This window comes from Bacteroidota bacterium, from assembly GCA_016183775.1.
Taxonomy (GTDB): domain Bacteria; phylum Bacteroidota; class Bacteroidia; order JABDFU01; family JABDFU01; genus JABDFU01.
On the sequence record JACPDY010000055.1, the window covers coordinates 20,815 to 36,867 of the forward strand.

Consider the following 16,053-nt stretch of genomic DNA (forward strand, 5'->3'; position numbering starts at 1 on the left):
ATAGGAGAAGAAATTGGTTATAAACATTGTATTGCCCAAGCTTGCAATAACATTGGGCTTACTTACAATGAACAGTTCAACTTCTCTGAAGCATTGAAGATTAATCTTACTGCTTTAAAACTTGAGAAAGAAATTGGTGACACAGCTAGTATGGCATATTCATACCACAATATAGGGGAGGATAATTTCTACTTAGGTAATTATGATGAAGCTTTTGAAAATTATATCTCCGCAGTAAAAATATGGGAAAAAACCGGATATAAACGAGGTCTTTCATTTTCTTACCGTAGTATTGGGGATTTATATACACGCATGAAAAAATTTGCCGAAGCCAGGAATTATTTAGATAAGGGAATGCAAATTTCTCAAGAAATAGATGCGAAGAAGGAGATCAAAGACAATTATTATAGTTTGTCCATTTTAGACAGTGCTGAAGGAAATTACAGACAGGCATACCAGCATTACAAGGATTTTATAATTTACAGGGATAGTTTGATTAATGAAAAAAATATGGAAAAAATAGCTGAATTAGGGGCGAAATATGAAAATGAAAAAAAGGAAAAGACCATCAAATTACTTACGTCAGCTAAGGAATTATCTGAGGCTCAAATTAAAAGTGAAAAGCAACTTAGATACTTCCTTATAATTGGATGTGTTTTTATTATAGGTGCATTATTTCTTTGGTATAGCAGGTATAGAGAAAGCCAAAAATTAGAACTTGAGAAGCAGCTAATCGAATTCGAACAAAAAACCCTTCGCTCACAAATGAATCCGCATTTTATTTTTCATTCAATGAACTCTATACAAAGCTATATTGTCAGAAATGATTCAGTCTCAGCGGGAGTTTTTCTATCAAGATTTGCACGGCTGATAAGAAATGTTCTGTCAAGTTCAGGCAGAACCCTTGTTATTCTAGAAGATGAAATACACATGATGGAGGATTATCTGGAACTTGAAAAACTCCGGTTTCAAAACAAATTCGATTACACCTTTTATGTACAAAAAGAAGTTGATCCTGAAAATATTGAAATACCTTCCATGCTTATTCAGCCATATATTGAAAATGCTGTTATTCACGGCATTTCGAGTAAAGTTGGAGAAGGCCGGATTAGTATCAATTTTTCATTACATGAAAATAAATTGCTCATTTGTGAAATTGAAGATAATGGCATCGGTAGAAAGAAAGCAAAAGAAATAAGAGCGAAAGCTGGACTTGCACATCAATCACTTGCTATGTCATTAACAAAGGAAAGATTAGAAATACTTAATCGCCAAAATGGAATTGTCATAAGTGTGGATATTATTGATTTAGTTGACAGTAAGGAGGAATCATGTGGGACAAGAATTCTATTACGGATTCCGTATAAAGAAATAACTTAATACTTTTAGTTATGATCAAGGCCCTTATAATAGATGATGAGGAAAATTTAAGAGTAATACTTGCCAGGTATCTTAAGGAACATTGTCCGGAAATATCTGTTGTCGGTGAAGCAAATAGTGTTGCCTCTGGAGTTAATGCAATCAATAAGTATGTGCCCGATATCATATTTTTGGATGTAATGATGCCGGATGGAACAGGATTTAATCTTTTGGAACATTTTGTCTCTATTTACTTCAAAATAATTTTCATTACAGCACATAATGATTTCGCCATAAAAGCATTTAAATTCAGCGCGGTTGATTATTTGCTGAAACCCCTTAATATTGATGAACTGAAAATTGCCGTAAAAAAAATTACCGACCAACCTGCCTTAGATTCATCAAAAAAAATCATCGAAGTACTTTTGGATAATATCGCAAATCAAAAAAGTGTATCCAAAAAAATTGTGCTCTCATCCCAGGAAAGCGACCGTATTGTTCCGATTGATAACATCTTGAGATGTGAGGCAAAAGAAAGTTATACACTATTCTATCTTATATCAAAAGAAATAATTTTAATTACTAAAACATTAAAGGAGTATGATGGGCTTTTGGGAGAGTATGGTTTTATTCGTGTACATAAATCTCATCTTATCAATTCAAAATACATTAAAAAATATGTTAAAAATGAGGCTCCTTATATTATAATGGAAGACAATGCACAAATACCAGTTTCCCGTCGAAAGAAAGACGAATTAAGAAATCAACTCAAGAAAATCAATATTTAGTCTAATAAGTTCTACCTCCATACGCCGTTAAATGAGAATTGCCTACCATTAAATGGAAATACACATCCTGAAATTAGAATTGTCCGTTTCTGCTTTTTGCCTTGCTTAGTTTTACCAGAAATAAGCTGGTAAATCCTTAAAACAGAAACATGAAAACCCTACAGCAAAAACCATTCGATCGAGCAAAAAAGTATTACACTTCATTGAAAGAACAGAGATTTGAGGAAGATTGTGAAGACAAAATACATAATTTGTCTACCATCGAGTTTGAACAGATATTAAGTTACAAATATTTATTATTAAAAAATTCGTCGAAATTACGAACGCTTGATTCAAATGATTATTATTGGAAAGAATTAGGTATCCCTAAAAAATTGATCAGAAATGGTATTTTTTTGGAAACCGGTATGGTTATTTCCTGGATCGGCAGTCAACGAAAACCAAAAAAAATATTAGAAATTGGAACCCGAACAGGTGGTTCACTTATAGCCTTGTTATCCGTTTATAAACCCGAGGATAAAGTTGAAATTGAAGAAATACTTTCATTTGATTTATGGAGAGAATACATTAGCACTACTTGGGTATCGTCTTTATTAACAAAACTATTACGGAAAGACAGCAATATTAATATTTCTATGCGTTATACCAGACTCATTAATAAAATACTTCAAAACAAGGCTGTAAAAAAGGTCAAAAAAAATTTAGCCTTATTTGGAATTAATATAGATAAAATAAAATTCATTTCAGGAGATTCAAAAAAAACTGTTCCCGATTATTTTAAGATGAATCCCAATAAAAAATTCGATTATATACTTGTAGATGGAGCACACGATGAACTTACAGCATTTATAGATTTGGAAAACATAGTAAATCATACAACTGAAAATGGAATTATAGTTTTTGACGATATAGGTCCCGAGAGTTATAAACTAATTGGTGTTTGGAATAAATTCAAGGCAAAACATATTGGAGAGTTTGACTTTTTTGAAATTCACCATAGGAAAGGAATAGCCTGGGCAGTAAAAAAATAAGGCTCTATTGGTCTGAAATATTGGATAGTGATCGATACCTTTTAAATCACAAACAGATCACTCGAAATTTTATCAGCCAGCAGCTTTCCTTTATCCGTGAGGTAAAGGCGGGAGTCTTGCAGAGTAATATCACCGGATTTTATGTAGGCTTCAGCTTCCTTTGTACAATTAGCCAAATAGTTTTCACCATATTGTTTAATACGGTTCAGGTCAATACCCCAAATTGTCCGTAAGGAAGTTAAAATATATTCATTGTACTGTTGATCAGGAGTAAGTATTTCTTTTTCAAAATTAAGTTCGCTCTCTTGCAAAGCCTTTATATAAAGGTTGTTATTGCGCACATTCCACTGCCGGCTATCGCCGTTATAGGAATGAGCCGAGGGACCCAATCCTAAATAATTTTCTTTGAGCCAGTAATTACTGTTGTGCCGGGAATAAAATCCTTCTTTACAAAAATTAGATATTTCGTATTGTGTAAAATCATTGCGCTTCATTTCGGCAATCAATAATTCAAATTGCTGCGCTGTTTTTTCATCATCAACATTTTTTGACTTACCTGTCATAATAGAATGATGGAGCGCTGTTCGGGGTTCCACTGTTAACGCGTAACAGGAGATATGCTGAACATTCAGTTCAAATGCCTTATTAAGATTACTCAACCAGTTTTCATTACTCATGGTCGGCGTTCCGTAAATAAGGTCAATGGTAATATTTTTAAATCCATTATTTTGCGCCGTTTTAACTGAATCAACTGCCATTTGTGAAGTGTGCGCACGGTTCATAAAGCGCAGGTCTTCATCAAAAAAAGATTGCACACCAATACTTAAACGATTTATAGGAGTATCGTGTAGTTGTTTTATTTTTTCGGAAGTCAGATCATCCGGATTTGCTTCTAATGTTATTTCCGCGTCCGCAGCAATACTGAAATATTTATTCAATTCATTAAAAATTCCCAATAATTCCTGTTTAGTGAGAAGGGAGGGGGTGCCGCCTCCCAGGTAAATAGTGTTAATGTCCTCATCCGAAGGAGAAGGAAAGTAGTTTTTCTGTATAACTATTTCTTTTTTCAAAGCCTGCAAAAGGGCGTCTTTATTTTTCAAAGAAGTTGAAAAATAGAAATCACAATAATTACATGCTTGTTTGCAGAAAGGTATATGTATATAAATTCCCGGCATGTGTGTCAAAACCCTCTCCTTCGGAGAGGGCAGGGTGAGGACATTTTATTTATTAAGTACAATCCTAAAGGTAGTTCCTTTATTGGGTTCTGACCACTTCACAAATATGTCACCCGCATGATAATTTTCGATGATGCGTTTGCTGAGTGACAGACCCAAACCCCAACCACGCTGCTTGGTGGTGAAGCCGGGTTTAAAAATAGCCTTGTATTTCGACTTGGGAAGTCCTTTGCCCGTGTCGGTAATATCAATATACACATACTGCGTTTGATCGTAAATATCAACTGTAATAGAACCATTGCCATCCATAGCGTCAACAGCGTTACGACAAATGTTTTCAATAACCCATGCAAATAAGGGTACATTAAGCTGCGCGACAACCTGCAAGCCATCATGTGCTTTAATAGTGTATATCACATTTTTAGAAGTGCGTGTTTTCAAATAGTTGACTGCTTCTTCCATTACATTGTAAATATTCTCCTTTTCAAGTTTAGGAGCAGAACCAATTTTGGAGAAACGCTCTGTTATCGTTTCCAATCGCTTAACGTCTTTCTCCAGTTCGGTGATAGTTTCAGGAGGCACTTGTTTCGTTTTTAAATACTCAACCCATGCCATTAATGATGAAAGAGGTGTGCCCAATTGATGCGCCGTCTCTTTTGCCATACCCACCCAAACCTGGTTTTGCTCGGCATTACGCGCCGTACTGAACAGTGTATAGGCTATAAGCAGGAACAAGCCAATTACACCAAACTGTACATAGGGATAATATTTAAGCTGTGTGAGTAAAAACGAATCGCGGTAAAAAATATATTGTTTACCTTCTCCTCCAAAATCAATAACAATAGGCTCTTTGGCCGATCCCATTTCGGCAACAGACTCCTTCAGTAAGGTCGGGCTGGCGATGGTAGCGGAATCAATGTTGCCATAAGCTATAACCCGCTTGAGTGTTGAATCGGTAAAAATAACCGGGACCGAAGCCGAATTAATAGCAACCTCTGAGATGAATGATTTAACAAGATCGTCAAAAACATTTTTCAGCTCAGAGAATAGTTTCGAATCTTTATAATAAAGGTAATTTTTTCGTCCTCTTAAAATTGTGATCTCGATCGGGTCGTGCTGTTTGCGCATCAACTCCATTTCCTGCTTCAGGTATTCTTTGTCACTGGCCTGTGCTGAATCCAGGTTACGGGATGAGATAATATTCCCATCATGATCGGCCAGGATAACAGGCACGGTCTCATTGTTCTTGATCACCTCGAAAATAAAACTCACATCTTCCATTTGAAGGGAGGGATTGGCCAACTGCTTTGTCCCATTGGCCCAGAGCTCCACTTTCTTTCGCTCCTCATTTGTGATCTTTGTAAATAATTCATTGGTGTATTGAACCAGCTTGGCCTTTTTCCGGATAGCATCGGCCCACAATTTCACCTTCTTGCGTTCGTCCTCGGCTATCTTATTGACAAGCGTATTGGTATACCAAAGTGAAAGACCCACAATGATCAACGCCGCAATAAATAGCAGCAGCTTCCAGGTTTGTTTTTGTGAATAAATATTCAAGTATTCAGATTATGGGACTAATTTACCCAATTGTAGACACTCCTCAATAATAAATGAAGGTAATTCTTACTTGTTCAGGTTAGCAATTACTAAAAATCCTCGTCCTCCTTTTTATCATCCTTGTCTTTTTCGTCCCACTTAATGTTGAACTTATCTTCCCTTTTCTTTTCTTCCTTCTGATCCTTCACTTTAGTGCTGTCCTTTTTGAACCATCCGAATTCTTCGCGTAACAGATCCTTAAGATTTTGCTTTTGTTTTTTAATATCATCCTTTATTTTCTGAAACATTCCTCTTTTATCATATTTAATGATCGGATCATCCACTGTTCCGGTCATGGAAATGAAAAGACTGCGGCTTAAGCCATCATCCTCCATTTCGCCGAACTCTTTATTCTCACTTTTAGCCTCCCCCGCTTTTTTGGCTAACAATTCGCGCATGAGAAGCTGTATATGGTAATCAATTTCATTATTAAAAGTATGTTTGCCGGAGCAGATCAGATTGAGCGCGCTGTTTTTCATATCCATTTTAGGAATAAATATTACCTGGTCCCTGATCTGGATCTGATTTTCAAGGGTGGCGAATTTAATATTTTCCAACTCTTTTACGTTGATGAATTTTGAAAATGCTTTCAATGGTTCAAAATTGAGAATTTCTCCTTTTTCAATCTTAATATCAGCGGTGGCATATACCTTATTCAGATTGGCTTCCAACTTCGGGCTCCATTCAGAAATATATTGAATCTCCGAGGTCAGAAATCCTTTGATGTTTTTATCTGTGAATGTAGCTTGTCCGAAATTCTCAAGCTCGGCAAACAGCCTGTTGATATTCACCCTTTTGAGTGAAGCTGTGCATGAAATAATGATCTTATTGCCCCGGCTGCCATCAACAGCTCCTCGCCCATTGATCTTTCCATCCATCGCTTCAAAAGAGATAGGGTCAATGCTCATTCTTTTATCTTCAAGCACGATCTGTCCCTTGATCTCCCTTGCCCTGAAATGCCTGAAGTTAAGCTCTTTGATATGACTGCTGAGGTCAAGATGAAGATGCTCCGAAAATGCAAGTTCGTAAACAGTATCACGGCGTGTCGTCTTCTCTTCATCTACCAGTAATTGATCGAGGTCAAGTTTGTCGGAATTGAATTGAGCTTCAATAGTAAGGTCTTCATTATCAAGAAATAAGTACGGCAATATATTTCGGGCAAAGCCTTTCAGGCTGAAGTCGCTGCCCGAAATGTATCCGCTGAACCTATTCACAACGATATTGCTGTTGTCAAACAGGAATGCGCCATTTATACTGTCGAACGTATTACTGCTGTTCTTAAAGCGCATACTTACATCGCTCAGCTCAAGATTTCCGGAGGTGACGGCCTTCTTCAGATCTTCGCTGACAAAACTTTTCCCGCTTTTACCCCTGGGAAGTTTACCCTTATAGGTTAAATTGAGAATAGCCCGCCCTGCAAGGGATTCAACAGTATCTATCTGCATGAACTTTTGAAAGTTGTTCAGATTCATTTCTGCATTCACACCCAGGTTGATATAAGGGTTATCAAAATTTTCAATACTAAAATACCCGTTCAATAACCCCTCGTCAAGTTTACCTGAAAATTTGTCTATGGTAAGTTTTGAATTGCCCAGGTTTGAATATTGTCCGTGCAACTGCACCTGTTTAAAAGCCAGATCGGATCTGGTCTGCCGGATATCGCCATTTTCGATGCCAAAGCGGGATGTTATCAGCGGCACTTCCGCACCGGTGTATTTACCTTTTATCGCGGCTTCAAAATAAAAATTACCCTCACTGGAATAATCTTCAATTTTATCCTTGTATTTTTTTGGCATAAGCGATAAAACAGATCGAATGTCCAGATCACGGCCCTTTAGTTGCAGATCAAAAGTGGTGGTTGAATCCGGGTAAGTAATATTCCCGTCCAGGTCGAAGTTCATATCCGCCAGTTTGATCTTTCCATTATTTACAGAATACGTTTGTGTTTTGCTGTTAATGGAAATACCGGCCCGAAATCCGGACATTTTATCTTTCAGGTAAATAGTACTGTCGGATGATATCCGGTCAATATACAACTGCAGATCTGCATAGAGCTCGTATCTTTCCTCACTTAACTTTCCGGCCAGGGACCCTTTGCTGATCGTCATGCGGTGAAACTGTTTACTTTGTTTATCATCATATTGTACGCTGACATTTTTCAAACGTATTTTATCCAGCACAAAAGATAATTTATCAGAACTACTGCTATCAGTGGCTTTCCAGAAATGATAATTATCTTTCCCATTCTTATATACTTTCACCTTTACAACAACATCCGCCAGGTAAAGCTTTCTTATTTTATAATTCTTGCGAAAAATGTCAACAATGCTAAATTGCAGGGATATCGTTCCGGCACTGAACAGCGTGTCATTTTTATCCTTCCAGGTTATAGCATCGAGCGCGAGCACATGATTGAAATCGACTGAAGCGGAAGGGAAATTTCTGATCACCGAAAAACGTATGTTGTGAGGATCGACAACTACCCGGGTATTGAGTTGAGTATTTAACTGCTGAATAACGTATGCCTTTACTTCATCTCCATAAAAACAACCGATCATAAATCCACCCGAAACGATCAGCAGCAATATGATCAGCAAACCAATAAAAAATCCTTTCACAATTTTCGTAAAACGTGAACGCTTTTTTTTACTTTCTATTTGTGGCTTAGTACCTCCGCTTATATCCATACAGAATATCCCTGATTACAAATATTTAAAAAATTACAGCGGTAAAATGGCAGGGTTGATTTTCTTATTAATAACGGAAAGTGGATAACAATAGTGTGCCTCATTCCAACCTTCTCCAAAGGAAAAGGAGAAGGAGTAAATTGCCTTCATTTTATTATTCAACTTTTATGTGATAAACTCTCACTTACCGAAGAGAACTCATAATTTATGGGATCAGCCCCTTCTCCATTTGGTGAAGGCGGAGGATGAGGTATTAACACCCCTTTGTTTCTAACTTTCATATTACCTCTCAGTTTTCAGACTTATTTCGGGTTATTTTTATTGTTCCCTTTTTCATTGTTTACTACAAACTATGGCACTTAACTACATCTGGATAGCCTTTTTCCTTATTGCCTTTGTGGTGGGCTTAATAAAACTCTTGTTCTTTGGCGACACAGAGATTTTTAAACTGCTTGTCGACAGCACATTCGACTCCTCCAAAACAGCATTCGAGATCTCAATCGGCCTTACAGGAATAATGGCACTTTGGCTGGGCTTGATGAATATCGGGGAAAAAGCCGGTGCTATTAATTTTTTTTCACGCCTGGTAAATCCTTTGTTCAGTCGCTTATTCCCGGGAATACCAAAAGAGCATCCGGCGATCGGACAAATAGTAATGAACTTTTCCGCAAACATGCTTGGTCTTGGAAACGCCGCTACACCATTAGGCTTAAAGGCCATGCAAAGCATGCAGGACCTCAACACCGACAAGGAAAGTGCCACTGATCCGCAGATTATGTTCCTGGTACTCAATACCGCGGGCTTCACCCTTTTGCCTGTGACCATCATGATGTTCCGTGCCCAGCTCGGCGCCGCTGATCCTTCGGATGTATTCATACCAATACTTCTTGCTTCATTTTTCGCCACCATTGGCGGAGTCACGGCTGTCGCCATAAAACAACGTATCAATATCTTCGATCCTGTATTATTAGCATGGGGGTTAAGTATAAGTGCGATAATAACCGGTATTGTTTTTTATTTCCGCAGCTTATCACACGAACAACTGGCGACAGTTTCCAAGTTGGTGAGCAACTTCATTTTATTCGGTATAATGATCGCTTTTATAACGGCTGCATTATTAAAAAAGGTGAATGTATTCGACGCATTTATAGAAGGTGCCAAAAGTGGATTTGAGACTGCAATAAAGATCATTCCTTATATGGTGGCTATGCTGGTAGCCATTGCGGTATTCAGGGCATCGGGTGCTATGGATTACCTTATCGACGGATTAGTATTTTTAACGGCTATTCCGCCAGAAGTTGCCGACGCACTTCCTACTGCATTTATGAAACCGCTGAGTGGAAGTGGGGCCCGGGGCATGATGATAGATGCTATGAATGCGCACGGGGTTGATTCATTCACAGGTCGTTTAGCCAGCACCATACAGGGTTCTGCGGATACAACCTTTTATATCATAGCGTTGTACTTCGGCTCAGTGGGAATTAAGAAGGCACGTTACGCTGTGGGATACGGCTTGCTGGCTGACCTGTTCGGCTTTATTGCGGCGATTTTGGTGGCTTACTTATTCTTCAGGTAGAGATAAATTAAAAACATGTGGTGGATATTCGCGTTGCTTTCAGCTTTATTCGCGGCACTTACAGCTATCCTGGCCAAGATCGGCATAAAGGGAATTGACACCAACCTTGCAGTCGCGATACGCACATCCGTTATACTTTTTTTAACCTGGGGTATTGCCTTTTTTTCAGGTGGTACAAAAGCAATATCAACCGTTAGTAAGCACAGTCTTCTGTTTCTCATTCTTTCCGGGATCACAACAGGCTTGTCCTGGCTATTCTATTTCAAAGCATTAGAGATCGGAAAACTCTCGCAGGTGGCGCCCGTTGACAAACTCAGCATTGCTTTAACGATCCTATTATCATTTGTTATCCTCAAAGAAACGGTCGACTTTAAAACATTGGTTGGTGCATTATTAATAATTGGTGGTACGATTGTTATTATCATTTAGTTTCCATTGCAAAACCAATAATTCTATAAGTACGATTCATCAATGTTCGTATAATTACAATGTTTTGAGCCGGTGAGCCACGTGTGTGAGGATCGCTTTGTCTTGATTTCAGCCCACCTGCTGGCTCAAATGTACACAGTACATTTGCCCCTGTTACTTTTCTTTATCAAGAAAGAAAAGTAAGAGAAGAATTTTGATGAAATAATATTTTTATGAATAAGGATTTAACACCTCTTTTATTAATGGATAGGTGTTTTTCAAAGCCTCCCACACCTCCTTCGCATTCATCCATCGCGCATCTGTAATACTCTCCTCCAATTGCGGTATTAATTTGTCGGTGGAGCCTGAATAGTTCATTTCAAACCAATAGGTCCTTTTTAAAACATGTTTATTTTTCAACAAATACGTGTGATACGTTGATGGAAGCTCCTTTATTATTTTTATTTCCTTAATTCCGCACTCCTCCTGCACCTCGCGTAAAGCAGCATGTTTAATCTCTTCGCCTTTTTCAATTTTCCCCTTGGGAAGATCCCATCTCTTATGTCTGAAAATGAGTAATAGTTCATCTTTTCTGTTTTTTACAACACCTCCCGCGGCCTCAATGCGCTGAAAAAGTCCCCTATACTCTTTCCAAAGTAACTCAAGGTCGGCTGAAAAAATATAAAGTCCGCTCTGCCCCTCCTGTTGAATGAATGTTTCATACTCTTTCATAAGCTGAGAGGCGCTTACAAATGTTATTATCCTCGCATCGTTCCTATCGGGGAATGCACTTTTATCGTCGACCAGGTAAACACATTTATCTTTGGCAAAAATTTTATACACAGGTTTTAACATTTTGTTTTACTATTCTCAGAAATAACTATCTTCGCCCAATGATAAAGAATGAGGAAGCCGCGCTTAAAATTGCCGAAAATTTACTTCAAATCAAAGCTATAAAGATTCAGCCTAACAAGCCTTTCACCTGGGCATCGGGTTGGAAATCGCCTATTTATTGCGATAACCGCAGGACACTTTCATATCCCAAAGTGCGCACTAATATACGCCAGTTGTTTGTCGATATGATCATGGCCGAGTTTGGTAAGCCAGATGTTATAGCCGGTGTTGCTACAGGCGGTATCGCCCAGGGTGCATTGGTGGCCCAGGAAATGGGATTGCCTTTTGTATACATCCGTTCCGAAGCAAAAACACATGGCTTAGGGAATGTAATTGAAGGAGTTATTGAAAGCGGACAATCGGTTGTTGTGATCGAGGACCTGATATCGACAGGCGGCAGCAGCATAAAAGCGATTGAAGCGCTTCGTAAGGAAAGATGCACCGTAAAAGGTCTCATATCTATATTTACGTATGGCTTTAAAGCCGCCGATGATGCCTTTAAGAAAGCGAAATGCAAGGCGGTATCGCTGTGCGATTATGAAGTACTGGTCAAACAAGCACTTAAATCGAATTACATCACCGAAAAAGACCTCACTTCGCTTGAAAGCTGGCGAAAAAATCCGGCTGAGTGGGGATTGGAAATGAAAAGTACAAAATAGTTTCAGGTTTCAAGTTTCAGGTTAAACTTCACAACCTGAAACTTGAAACCCCAAAACCTGAAACCTAATAAAATGACCAAAATAGAAAGTACCAAAGTAGAAATTGAGAATTCAGTTGAAAACGTATTTATGTTTTTAAGTGATTTCAACAATTTTCAAAAGCTAATGCCTTCCCAGGTTACTAACTGGACCTCCACTGAAACCGAATGTACATTTACCATTAACGGAATGGCCACAATTGGTATGAAGATCCTGGCAACAACACCACACTCTCACATTAAAATTACTTCTCACGGCAAAGTGCCTTTCGAATTTATTTTACATACTCACCTTTCTTCACTTGGCAGCGACAGATCAAGCGGACAACTTGTTTTTGAAGCCGAGCTCAACCCGATGATCAAAATGATGGTTGAAAAGCCGCTTACTAATTTCTTTAATTTGCTGGCGGAGCGGATGAAGGAGATTAAATAGGTTTAAACATCACCCAAATCCCTACCTCCCTAAAATCACAGCTCAACATGTCTAGAGGACTTTAGCGTTTAAAAAAGTATCAATGGACTTTCGTATATTTGTGTCATGAGTACTCTGAATGACATAAAAGGCATACTAAAAAAACATAAACTAAGGTTGACAGAAAAGTATAACCTTAGCTTAATTGCTATTTTTGGTTCTTATGGTCGTGGGCAGCAAAGAGAGGATAGCGATGTTGATATATTAGTTGATTTTCAAAAACCAATTGGAATTGAATTTATTGATTTAGCCAATGAACTTGAAACTCTGCTTAAACAAAAAGTAGACCTCGTTTCAAAAAATGGCATCAGGCCCCAATATTTTAAACAAATAGAGCAAGACCTGAACTATGTCTAAGCGCGACTCCAAGCTTTTAATTTCTGATATTTTGGAATCCGTTGGAAAAATAAAAAAGTACACCGCAGGACTTTCTTTCGAATTATTTCTTGAAGACTCAAAAACCCTCGATGCAGTTATACGCAACTTTGAAATTATTGGAGAAGCCGCCAATAGACTTCCCGAAGATTTTAAAGAAATACATTCTTCAATTAACTGGCACAGAATTGTTGGTTTTCGCAACAGGATTGTTCACGATTACATGGGTGTTGACTATAAAATAGTATGGACAATTGTTCAAAAAGACCTTGATAAACTTATAGCTGACTTACAAAAATTATAGAAAGTGTGTAGCGTAATATACATTGAGTGTTGATCAATATGAGTTATAAAAACCCCACTTCCTTAAAATCACAACTTAACGTCTCCCCTTTTTCCAATTTCAATAAAAGCTTCCCCTGGCCGTTCACGCCGATTAGTGTGGCTTTAAACAGAGTTCCGTCCTTTTCATACTCACATAATTTATCCAGGCGGTATAAATTTTTGTGATAATCAGCATCGAGCAAATTGTGCTTATTGGTCTTTAATTGTAAGTAACGCGGCTCAATATGTTCGCATAAAGTATCTATGCCGGTTTTAATATCATAGGTTTTGCCTGTAATCAGCTTTAGTGATATGACATTTTTAAGGTCGGCACTGAACCCGCATTGATTTACATTCAACCCGATCCCGATAACCGTTGTATTTATTTGTTCTCCGCGTAAAATATTTTCAATCAAAATGCCGGCTATTTTTTTATCGCCCACATAAATATCATTGGGCCATTTTACTCTCACTTCACTGCTATTCCCGATCAAATCCTCCACAAATTCTTTCACGCCCAAAGAAACCGCTTTTGTGAGATAAAACTGTTTATATGCATCCAGCTCGGGGCGCAGTATTATACTAAGTGTAATATTAAGATCGGGCGAACTTTGCCATCCATTTCCCCGTTGTCCCCGTCCTGCTGTTTGTTCGTGGGCCCAGACAAGCGTACCATCTGCAATTCTACCGGTTTTAGCCAGTTCCAGGGCATAATTATTAGTCGAATTGACCGTAACTAATTCCACCCTGTTTTGGCCTATAAATAACGTGTTCAAGGGCTGTTTATCGGTTAGAAATGATTAATTTTACACCTAAATTTGCCTTAGGTCCGCATTAAGCGGCTTATAAGCTATAAAATAACTCAATTTTTTTGAATGGCTAAAAAGAAAAAGAATTCTCAAACGTCTTCGTTAGTAGATGCAGTAATAAAAAGCATACAGGAAAAGAAGGGACAGAACATAGTTTGTTTGGATCTCAGAAAAATAGAAAACGCGGTTTGCGAACATTTTATAATATGTGAAGGTACTGCTACCACGCAGGTAAGCGCTATAGCCGATTCCATTAAAGATGAAGTAAAAAAAATGACCAACGAAAGGCCGTTTCACTCCGAAGGTTACGAAAATTCTCAATGGATCCTGATCGATTATGTTACTGTTGTAGTACATGTATTTTTACCTGATGTACGCGAGTTCTATAATCTTGAAGACCTTTGGGCAGACGCAGAAGTACTTGAATACGCATAAAACTAAATTTTACTATTACAATTAACTTATAAAATGAGCGACACCCCAACTCCAAATAAAAGCGAAAGCAAAAAGCAGTTTGATAAAGTGAAAGACCGCTTTTCGAAAAAACCACAATTGCCTAAAAATTCATTTAATTTTTACTGGATCTATGCTGCCATAGTCATTGTTCTGCTCTTTATTCAGTTTTTTAGCTTCACCGGCGAAATAAAAAAAATAACCATGGGTAAGTTCCAGGAGGAAATGCTCAAGAAAAAGCATGTTGAAAAAATTGTTGTTGTAAATGGTGAAGAAGCGGAGATATTCATTAAAAAAGACAGCCTTGCTTTAGCGCAGTATGAAGGTGTGCGCCTTAAAAGTGTTGGCGGCGGACCTAATCCCGGGCCGCATTACCAGATCAAAATTGTAGATGTTCCCAGTTTTGTACAATCTGTTAAAGAAGCACAAAAGGATTTCCCGGTACAGGACCAGATTTACCCTGAAAAAGACACCCGAACCAATTGGTTCGAACCCATTAGCACATTCCTTATTCCTACTATCATCCTCATTATTATCTGGGTGATCGTTATGCGGAGAATGTCGGGCGGCGGTGGCGGCGGACAAATATTCAATATCGGCAAATCGAAAGCGCAATTATTTGACAAGGACACCAATGTGAACATCACATTTAATGATGTGGCAGGCCTGGAAGGTGCTAAAGTAGAGATCAAAGAGATCGTTGACTTTTTAAAACAGCCCCAAAAATACACCGAACTCGGTGCGAAAATTCCGAAAGGAGCATTATTGGTTGGACCTCCCGGCACCGGTAAAACACTTTTGGCAAAAGCGGTTGCAGGTGAGGCAAAAGTTCCTTTCTTCTCCTTGTCGGGTTCCGATTTTGTGGAAATGTTTGTTGGTGTTGGTGCGTCACGTGTACGTGATCTGTTCCGCCAGGCTAAAGAAAAGGCTCCATGTATAATTTTTATTGACGAGATCGACGCCGTTGGCCGTGCCCGTGGAAAAAGTCCGGTTACAGGCGCTAACGATGAGCGTGAAAGTACGCTGAACCAATTGCTGACAGAAATGGACGGCTTTGGCACCAACAGCGGTGTGATCATTTTAGCGGCCACCAACCGTGCCGATATATTGGACAGGGCCTTATTACGTGCCGGACGTTTCGATAGGCAGATATATGTTGATATGCCCGATATGAATGAACGCAGAGATATTTTTAAAGTACATTTAAAACCTTTGAAACTTGAACCATCTCAGGATATCGAGTTTTTGGCCAAACAAACTCCCGGGTTTTCAGGAGCTGATATAGCCAATGTTTGTAATGAAGCTGCTCTTATCGCGGCCCGTCACGATAAAAAACTCGTTGGCAAGCAGGATTTTCTTGATGCTGTTGATCGTATCATTGGCGGACTGGAAAAACGAAACCAAATCAT

15 protein-coding genes and 2 pseudogenes (2 of these 17 cut by a window edge) are annotated in these 16,053 nt (G+C 38.5%); 12 read left to right on the forward strand and 5 right to left on the reverse strand.

The genetic code is table 11. The features are described from left to right. Window positions 1-23: pseudogene (locus HYU69_07040) on the forward strand (tetratricopeptide repeat protein) (it extends 538 nt beyond the left edge of the window). Further along, window positions 1-1,380: pseudogene (locus HYU69_07045) on the forward strand (histidine kinase) (it extends 24 nt beyond the left edge of the window). Before HYU69_07040 ends, HYU69_07045 begins: the two co-directional pseudogenes overlap by 47 nt. An 11-nt stretch (window positions 1,381-1,391) precedes the next feature. After that, complete coding sequence (locus HYU69_07050) at window positions 1,392-2,147, forward strand: response regulator transcription factor (GenBank protein MBI2270101.1); 756 nt, start codon at window positions 1,392-1,394, stop codon at window positions 2,145-2,147. 149 nt (window positions 2,148-2,296) lie between these two features. Then, entirely contained in the window at window positions 2,297-3,178 is an 882-nt protein-coding gene (locus HYU69_07055) for a class I SAM-dependent methyltransferase (GenBank protein MBI2270102.1), read from the forward strand. Window positions 3,179-3,219: 41 nt separating this feature from the next. Here HYU69_07055 and hemW read toward each other — a convergent pair whose 3' ends face one another. The 3 genes from hemW to HYU69_07070 form a co-directional block, all read right to left on the reverse strand. Continuing rightward, a complete protein-coding gene (hemW, locus tag HYU69_07060; GenBank protein ID MBI2270103.1) occupies window positions 3,220-4,353 on the reverse strand; it encodes a radical SAM family heme chaperone HemW in 1,134 nt (377 codons plus the stop codon). Between the two features lie 45 nt (window positions 4,354-4,398). Next, complete coding sequence (locus tag HYU69_07065) at window positions 4,399-5,490, reverse strand: HAMP domain-containing histidine kinase (GenBank protein MBI2270104.1); 1,092 nt, start codon at window positions 5,488-5,490, stop codon at window positions 4,399-4,401. A 509-nt stretch (window positions 5,491-5,999) separates the two neighbouring features. After that, complete coding sequence (locus HYU69_07070; GenBank protein MBI2270105.1) at window positions 6,000-8,636, reverse strand: AsmA-like C-terminal region-containing protein; 2,637 nt, start codon at window positions 8,634-8,636, stop codon at window positions 6,000-6,002. Between the two features lie 352 nt (window positions 8,637-8,988). Here HYU69_07070 and HYU69_07075 point away from each other — a divergent pair, with 352 nt between their 5' ends. Continuing rightward, the gene (locus HYU69_07075; protein ID MBI2270106.1) at window positions 8,989-10,212 is read left to right on the forward strand and encodes a spore maturation protein; all 1,224 of its coding nucleotides are present in this window, start codon (window positions 8,989-8,991) and stop codon (window positions 10,210-10,212) included. Window positions 10,213-10,227: 15 nt separating this feature from the next. Further along, entirely contained in the window at window positions 10,228-10,641 is a 414-nt protein-coding gene (locus HYU69_07080; protein MBI2270107.1) for an EamA family transporter, read from the forward strand. 210 nt (window positions 10,642-10,851) lie between these two features. Here the strand turns inward: HYU69_07080 and HYU69_07085 are convergent, their stop codons facing one another. Then, a complete protein-coding gene (locus tag HYU69_07085) occupies window positions 10,852-11,475 on the reverse strand; it encodes an NUDIX hydrolase (protein MBI2270108.1) in 624 nt (207 codons plus the stop codon). Window positions 11,476-11,513: 38 nt separating this feature from the next. Here HYU69_07085 and HYU69_07090 point away from each other — a divergent pair, with 38 nt between their 5' ends. The 4 genes from HYU69_07090 to HYU69_07105 all read left to right on the forward strand — a co-directional run bounded on the left by HYU69_07090 (window position 11,514) and on the right by HYU69_07105 (window position 13,362). After that, window positions 11,514-12,173 carry an orotate phosphoribosyltransferase gene (locus HYU69_07090; protein ID MBI2270109.1) on the forward strand — a complete coding sequence of 220 codons (660 nt, stop codon included), beginning with the start codon at window positions 11,514-11,516 and terminating at the stop codon, window positions 12,171-12,173. Between the two features lie 72 nt (window positions 12,174-12,245). After that, window positions 12,246-12,644, forward strand: coding sequence for a hypothetical protein (locus HYU69_07095; GenBank protein MBI2270110.1), 399 nt, complete (start codon window positions 12,246-12,248; stop codon window positions 12,642-12,644). Window positions 12,645-12,749: 105 nt separating this feature from the next. Then, the gene (locus HYU69_07100) at window positions 12,750-13,040 is read left to right on the forward strand and encodes a nucleotidyltransferase family protein (protein MBI2270111.1); all 291 of its coding nucleotides are present in this window, start codon (window positions 12,750-12,752) and stop codon (window positions 13,038-13,040) included. Then, window positions 13,033-13,362, forward strand: coding sequence for a DUF86 domain-containing protein (locus HYU69_07105; protein ID MBI2270112.1), 330 nt, complete (start codon window positions 13,033-13,035; stop codon window positions 13,360-13,362). Before HYU69_07100 ends, HYU69_07105 begins: the two co-directional genes overlap by 8 nt. A 43-nt stretch (window positions 13,363-13,405) precedes the next feature. Here HYU69_07105 and HYU69_07110 read toward each other — a convergent pair whose 3' ends face one another. Next, window positions 13,406-14,158, reverse strand: a complete 753-nt coding sequence (locus tag HYU69_07110) for a biotin--[acetyl-CoA-carboxylase] ligase (protein MBI2270113.1) — start codon at window positions 14,156-14,158, stop codon at window positions 13,406-13,408. Window positions 14,159-14,257: 99 nt separating this feature from the next. Between HYU69_07110 and rsfS the strand changes: the two genes are divergently transcribed. Both rsfS and HYU69_07120 read left to right on the forward strand, forming a co-directional pair. Beyond that, window positions 14,258-14,626 carry a ribosome silencing factor gene (gene rsfS / locus HYU69_07115; GenBank protein MBI2270114.1) on the forward strand — a complete coding sequence of 123 codons (369 nt, stop codon included), beginning with the start codon at window positions 14,258-14,260 and terminating at the stop codon, window positions 14,624-14,626. 33 nt (window positions 14,627-14,659) lie between these two features. Further along, window positions 14,660-16,053 (forward strand): ATP-dependent metallopeptidase FtsH/Yme1/Tma family protein (locus tag HYU69_07120; protein MBI2270115.1); only part of this gene is annotated, 1,394 nt, incomplete at its 3' end.

Bases quoted from the DNA above. Each gene is read 5' to 3' on its own strand.
- HYU69_07085 (MBI2270108.1), bottom strand. From the start codon at position 11,475: ATGTTAAAACCTGTGTATAAAATTTTTGCCAAAGATAAATGTGTTTAC.
- HYU69_07105 (MBI2270112.1), top strand. From the start codon at position 13,033: ATGTCTAAGCGCGACTCCAAGCTTTTAATTTCTGATATTTTGGAATCC.
- HYU69_07065 (MBI2270104.1), bottom strand. From the start codon at position 5,490: ATGGAGTTGATGCGCAAACAGCACGACCCGATCGAGATCACAATTTTA.
- HYU69_07095 (MBI2270110.1), top strand. From the start codon at position 12,246: ATGACCAAAATAGAAAGTACCAAAGTAGAAATTGAGAATTCAGTTGAA.
- HYU69_07055 (MBI2270102.1), top strand. From the start codon at position 2,297: ATGAAAACCCTACAGCAAAAACCATTCGATCGAGCAAAAAAGTATTAC.
- HYU69_07070 (MBI2270105.1), bottom strand. From the start codon at position 8,636: ATGGATATAAGCGGAGGTACTAAGCCACAAATAGAAAGTAAAAAAAAG.
- HYU69_07080 (MBI2270107.1), top strand. From the start codon at position 10,228: ATGTGGTGGATATTCGCGTTGCTTTCAGCTTTATTCGCGGCACTTACA.
- hemW (MBI2270103.1), bottom strand. From the start codon at position 4,353: ATGCCGGGAATTTATATACATATACCTTTCTGCAAACAAGCATGTAAT.
- HYU69_07075 (MBI2270106.1), top strand. From the start codon at position 8,989: ATGGCACTTAACTACATCTGGATAGCCTTTTTCCTTATTGCCTTTGTG.
- HYU69_07050 (MBI2270101.1), top strand. From the start codon at position 1,392: ATGATCAAGGCCCTTATAATAGATGATGAGGAAAATTTAAGAGTAATA.
- HYU69_07100 (MBI2270111.1), top strand. From the start codon at position 12,750: ATGAGTACTCTGAATGACATAAAAGGCATACTAAAAAAACATAAACTA.
- rsfS (MBI2270114.1), top strand. From the start codon at position 14,258: ATGGCTAAAAAGAAAAAGAATTCTCAAACGTCTTCGTTAGTAGATGCA.
- HYU69_07090 (MBI2270109.1), top strand. From the start codon at position 11,514: ATGATAAAGAATGAGGAAGCCGCGCTTAAAATTGCCGAAAATTTACTT.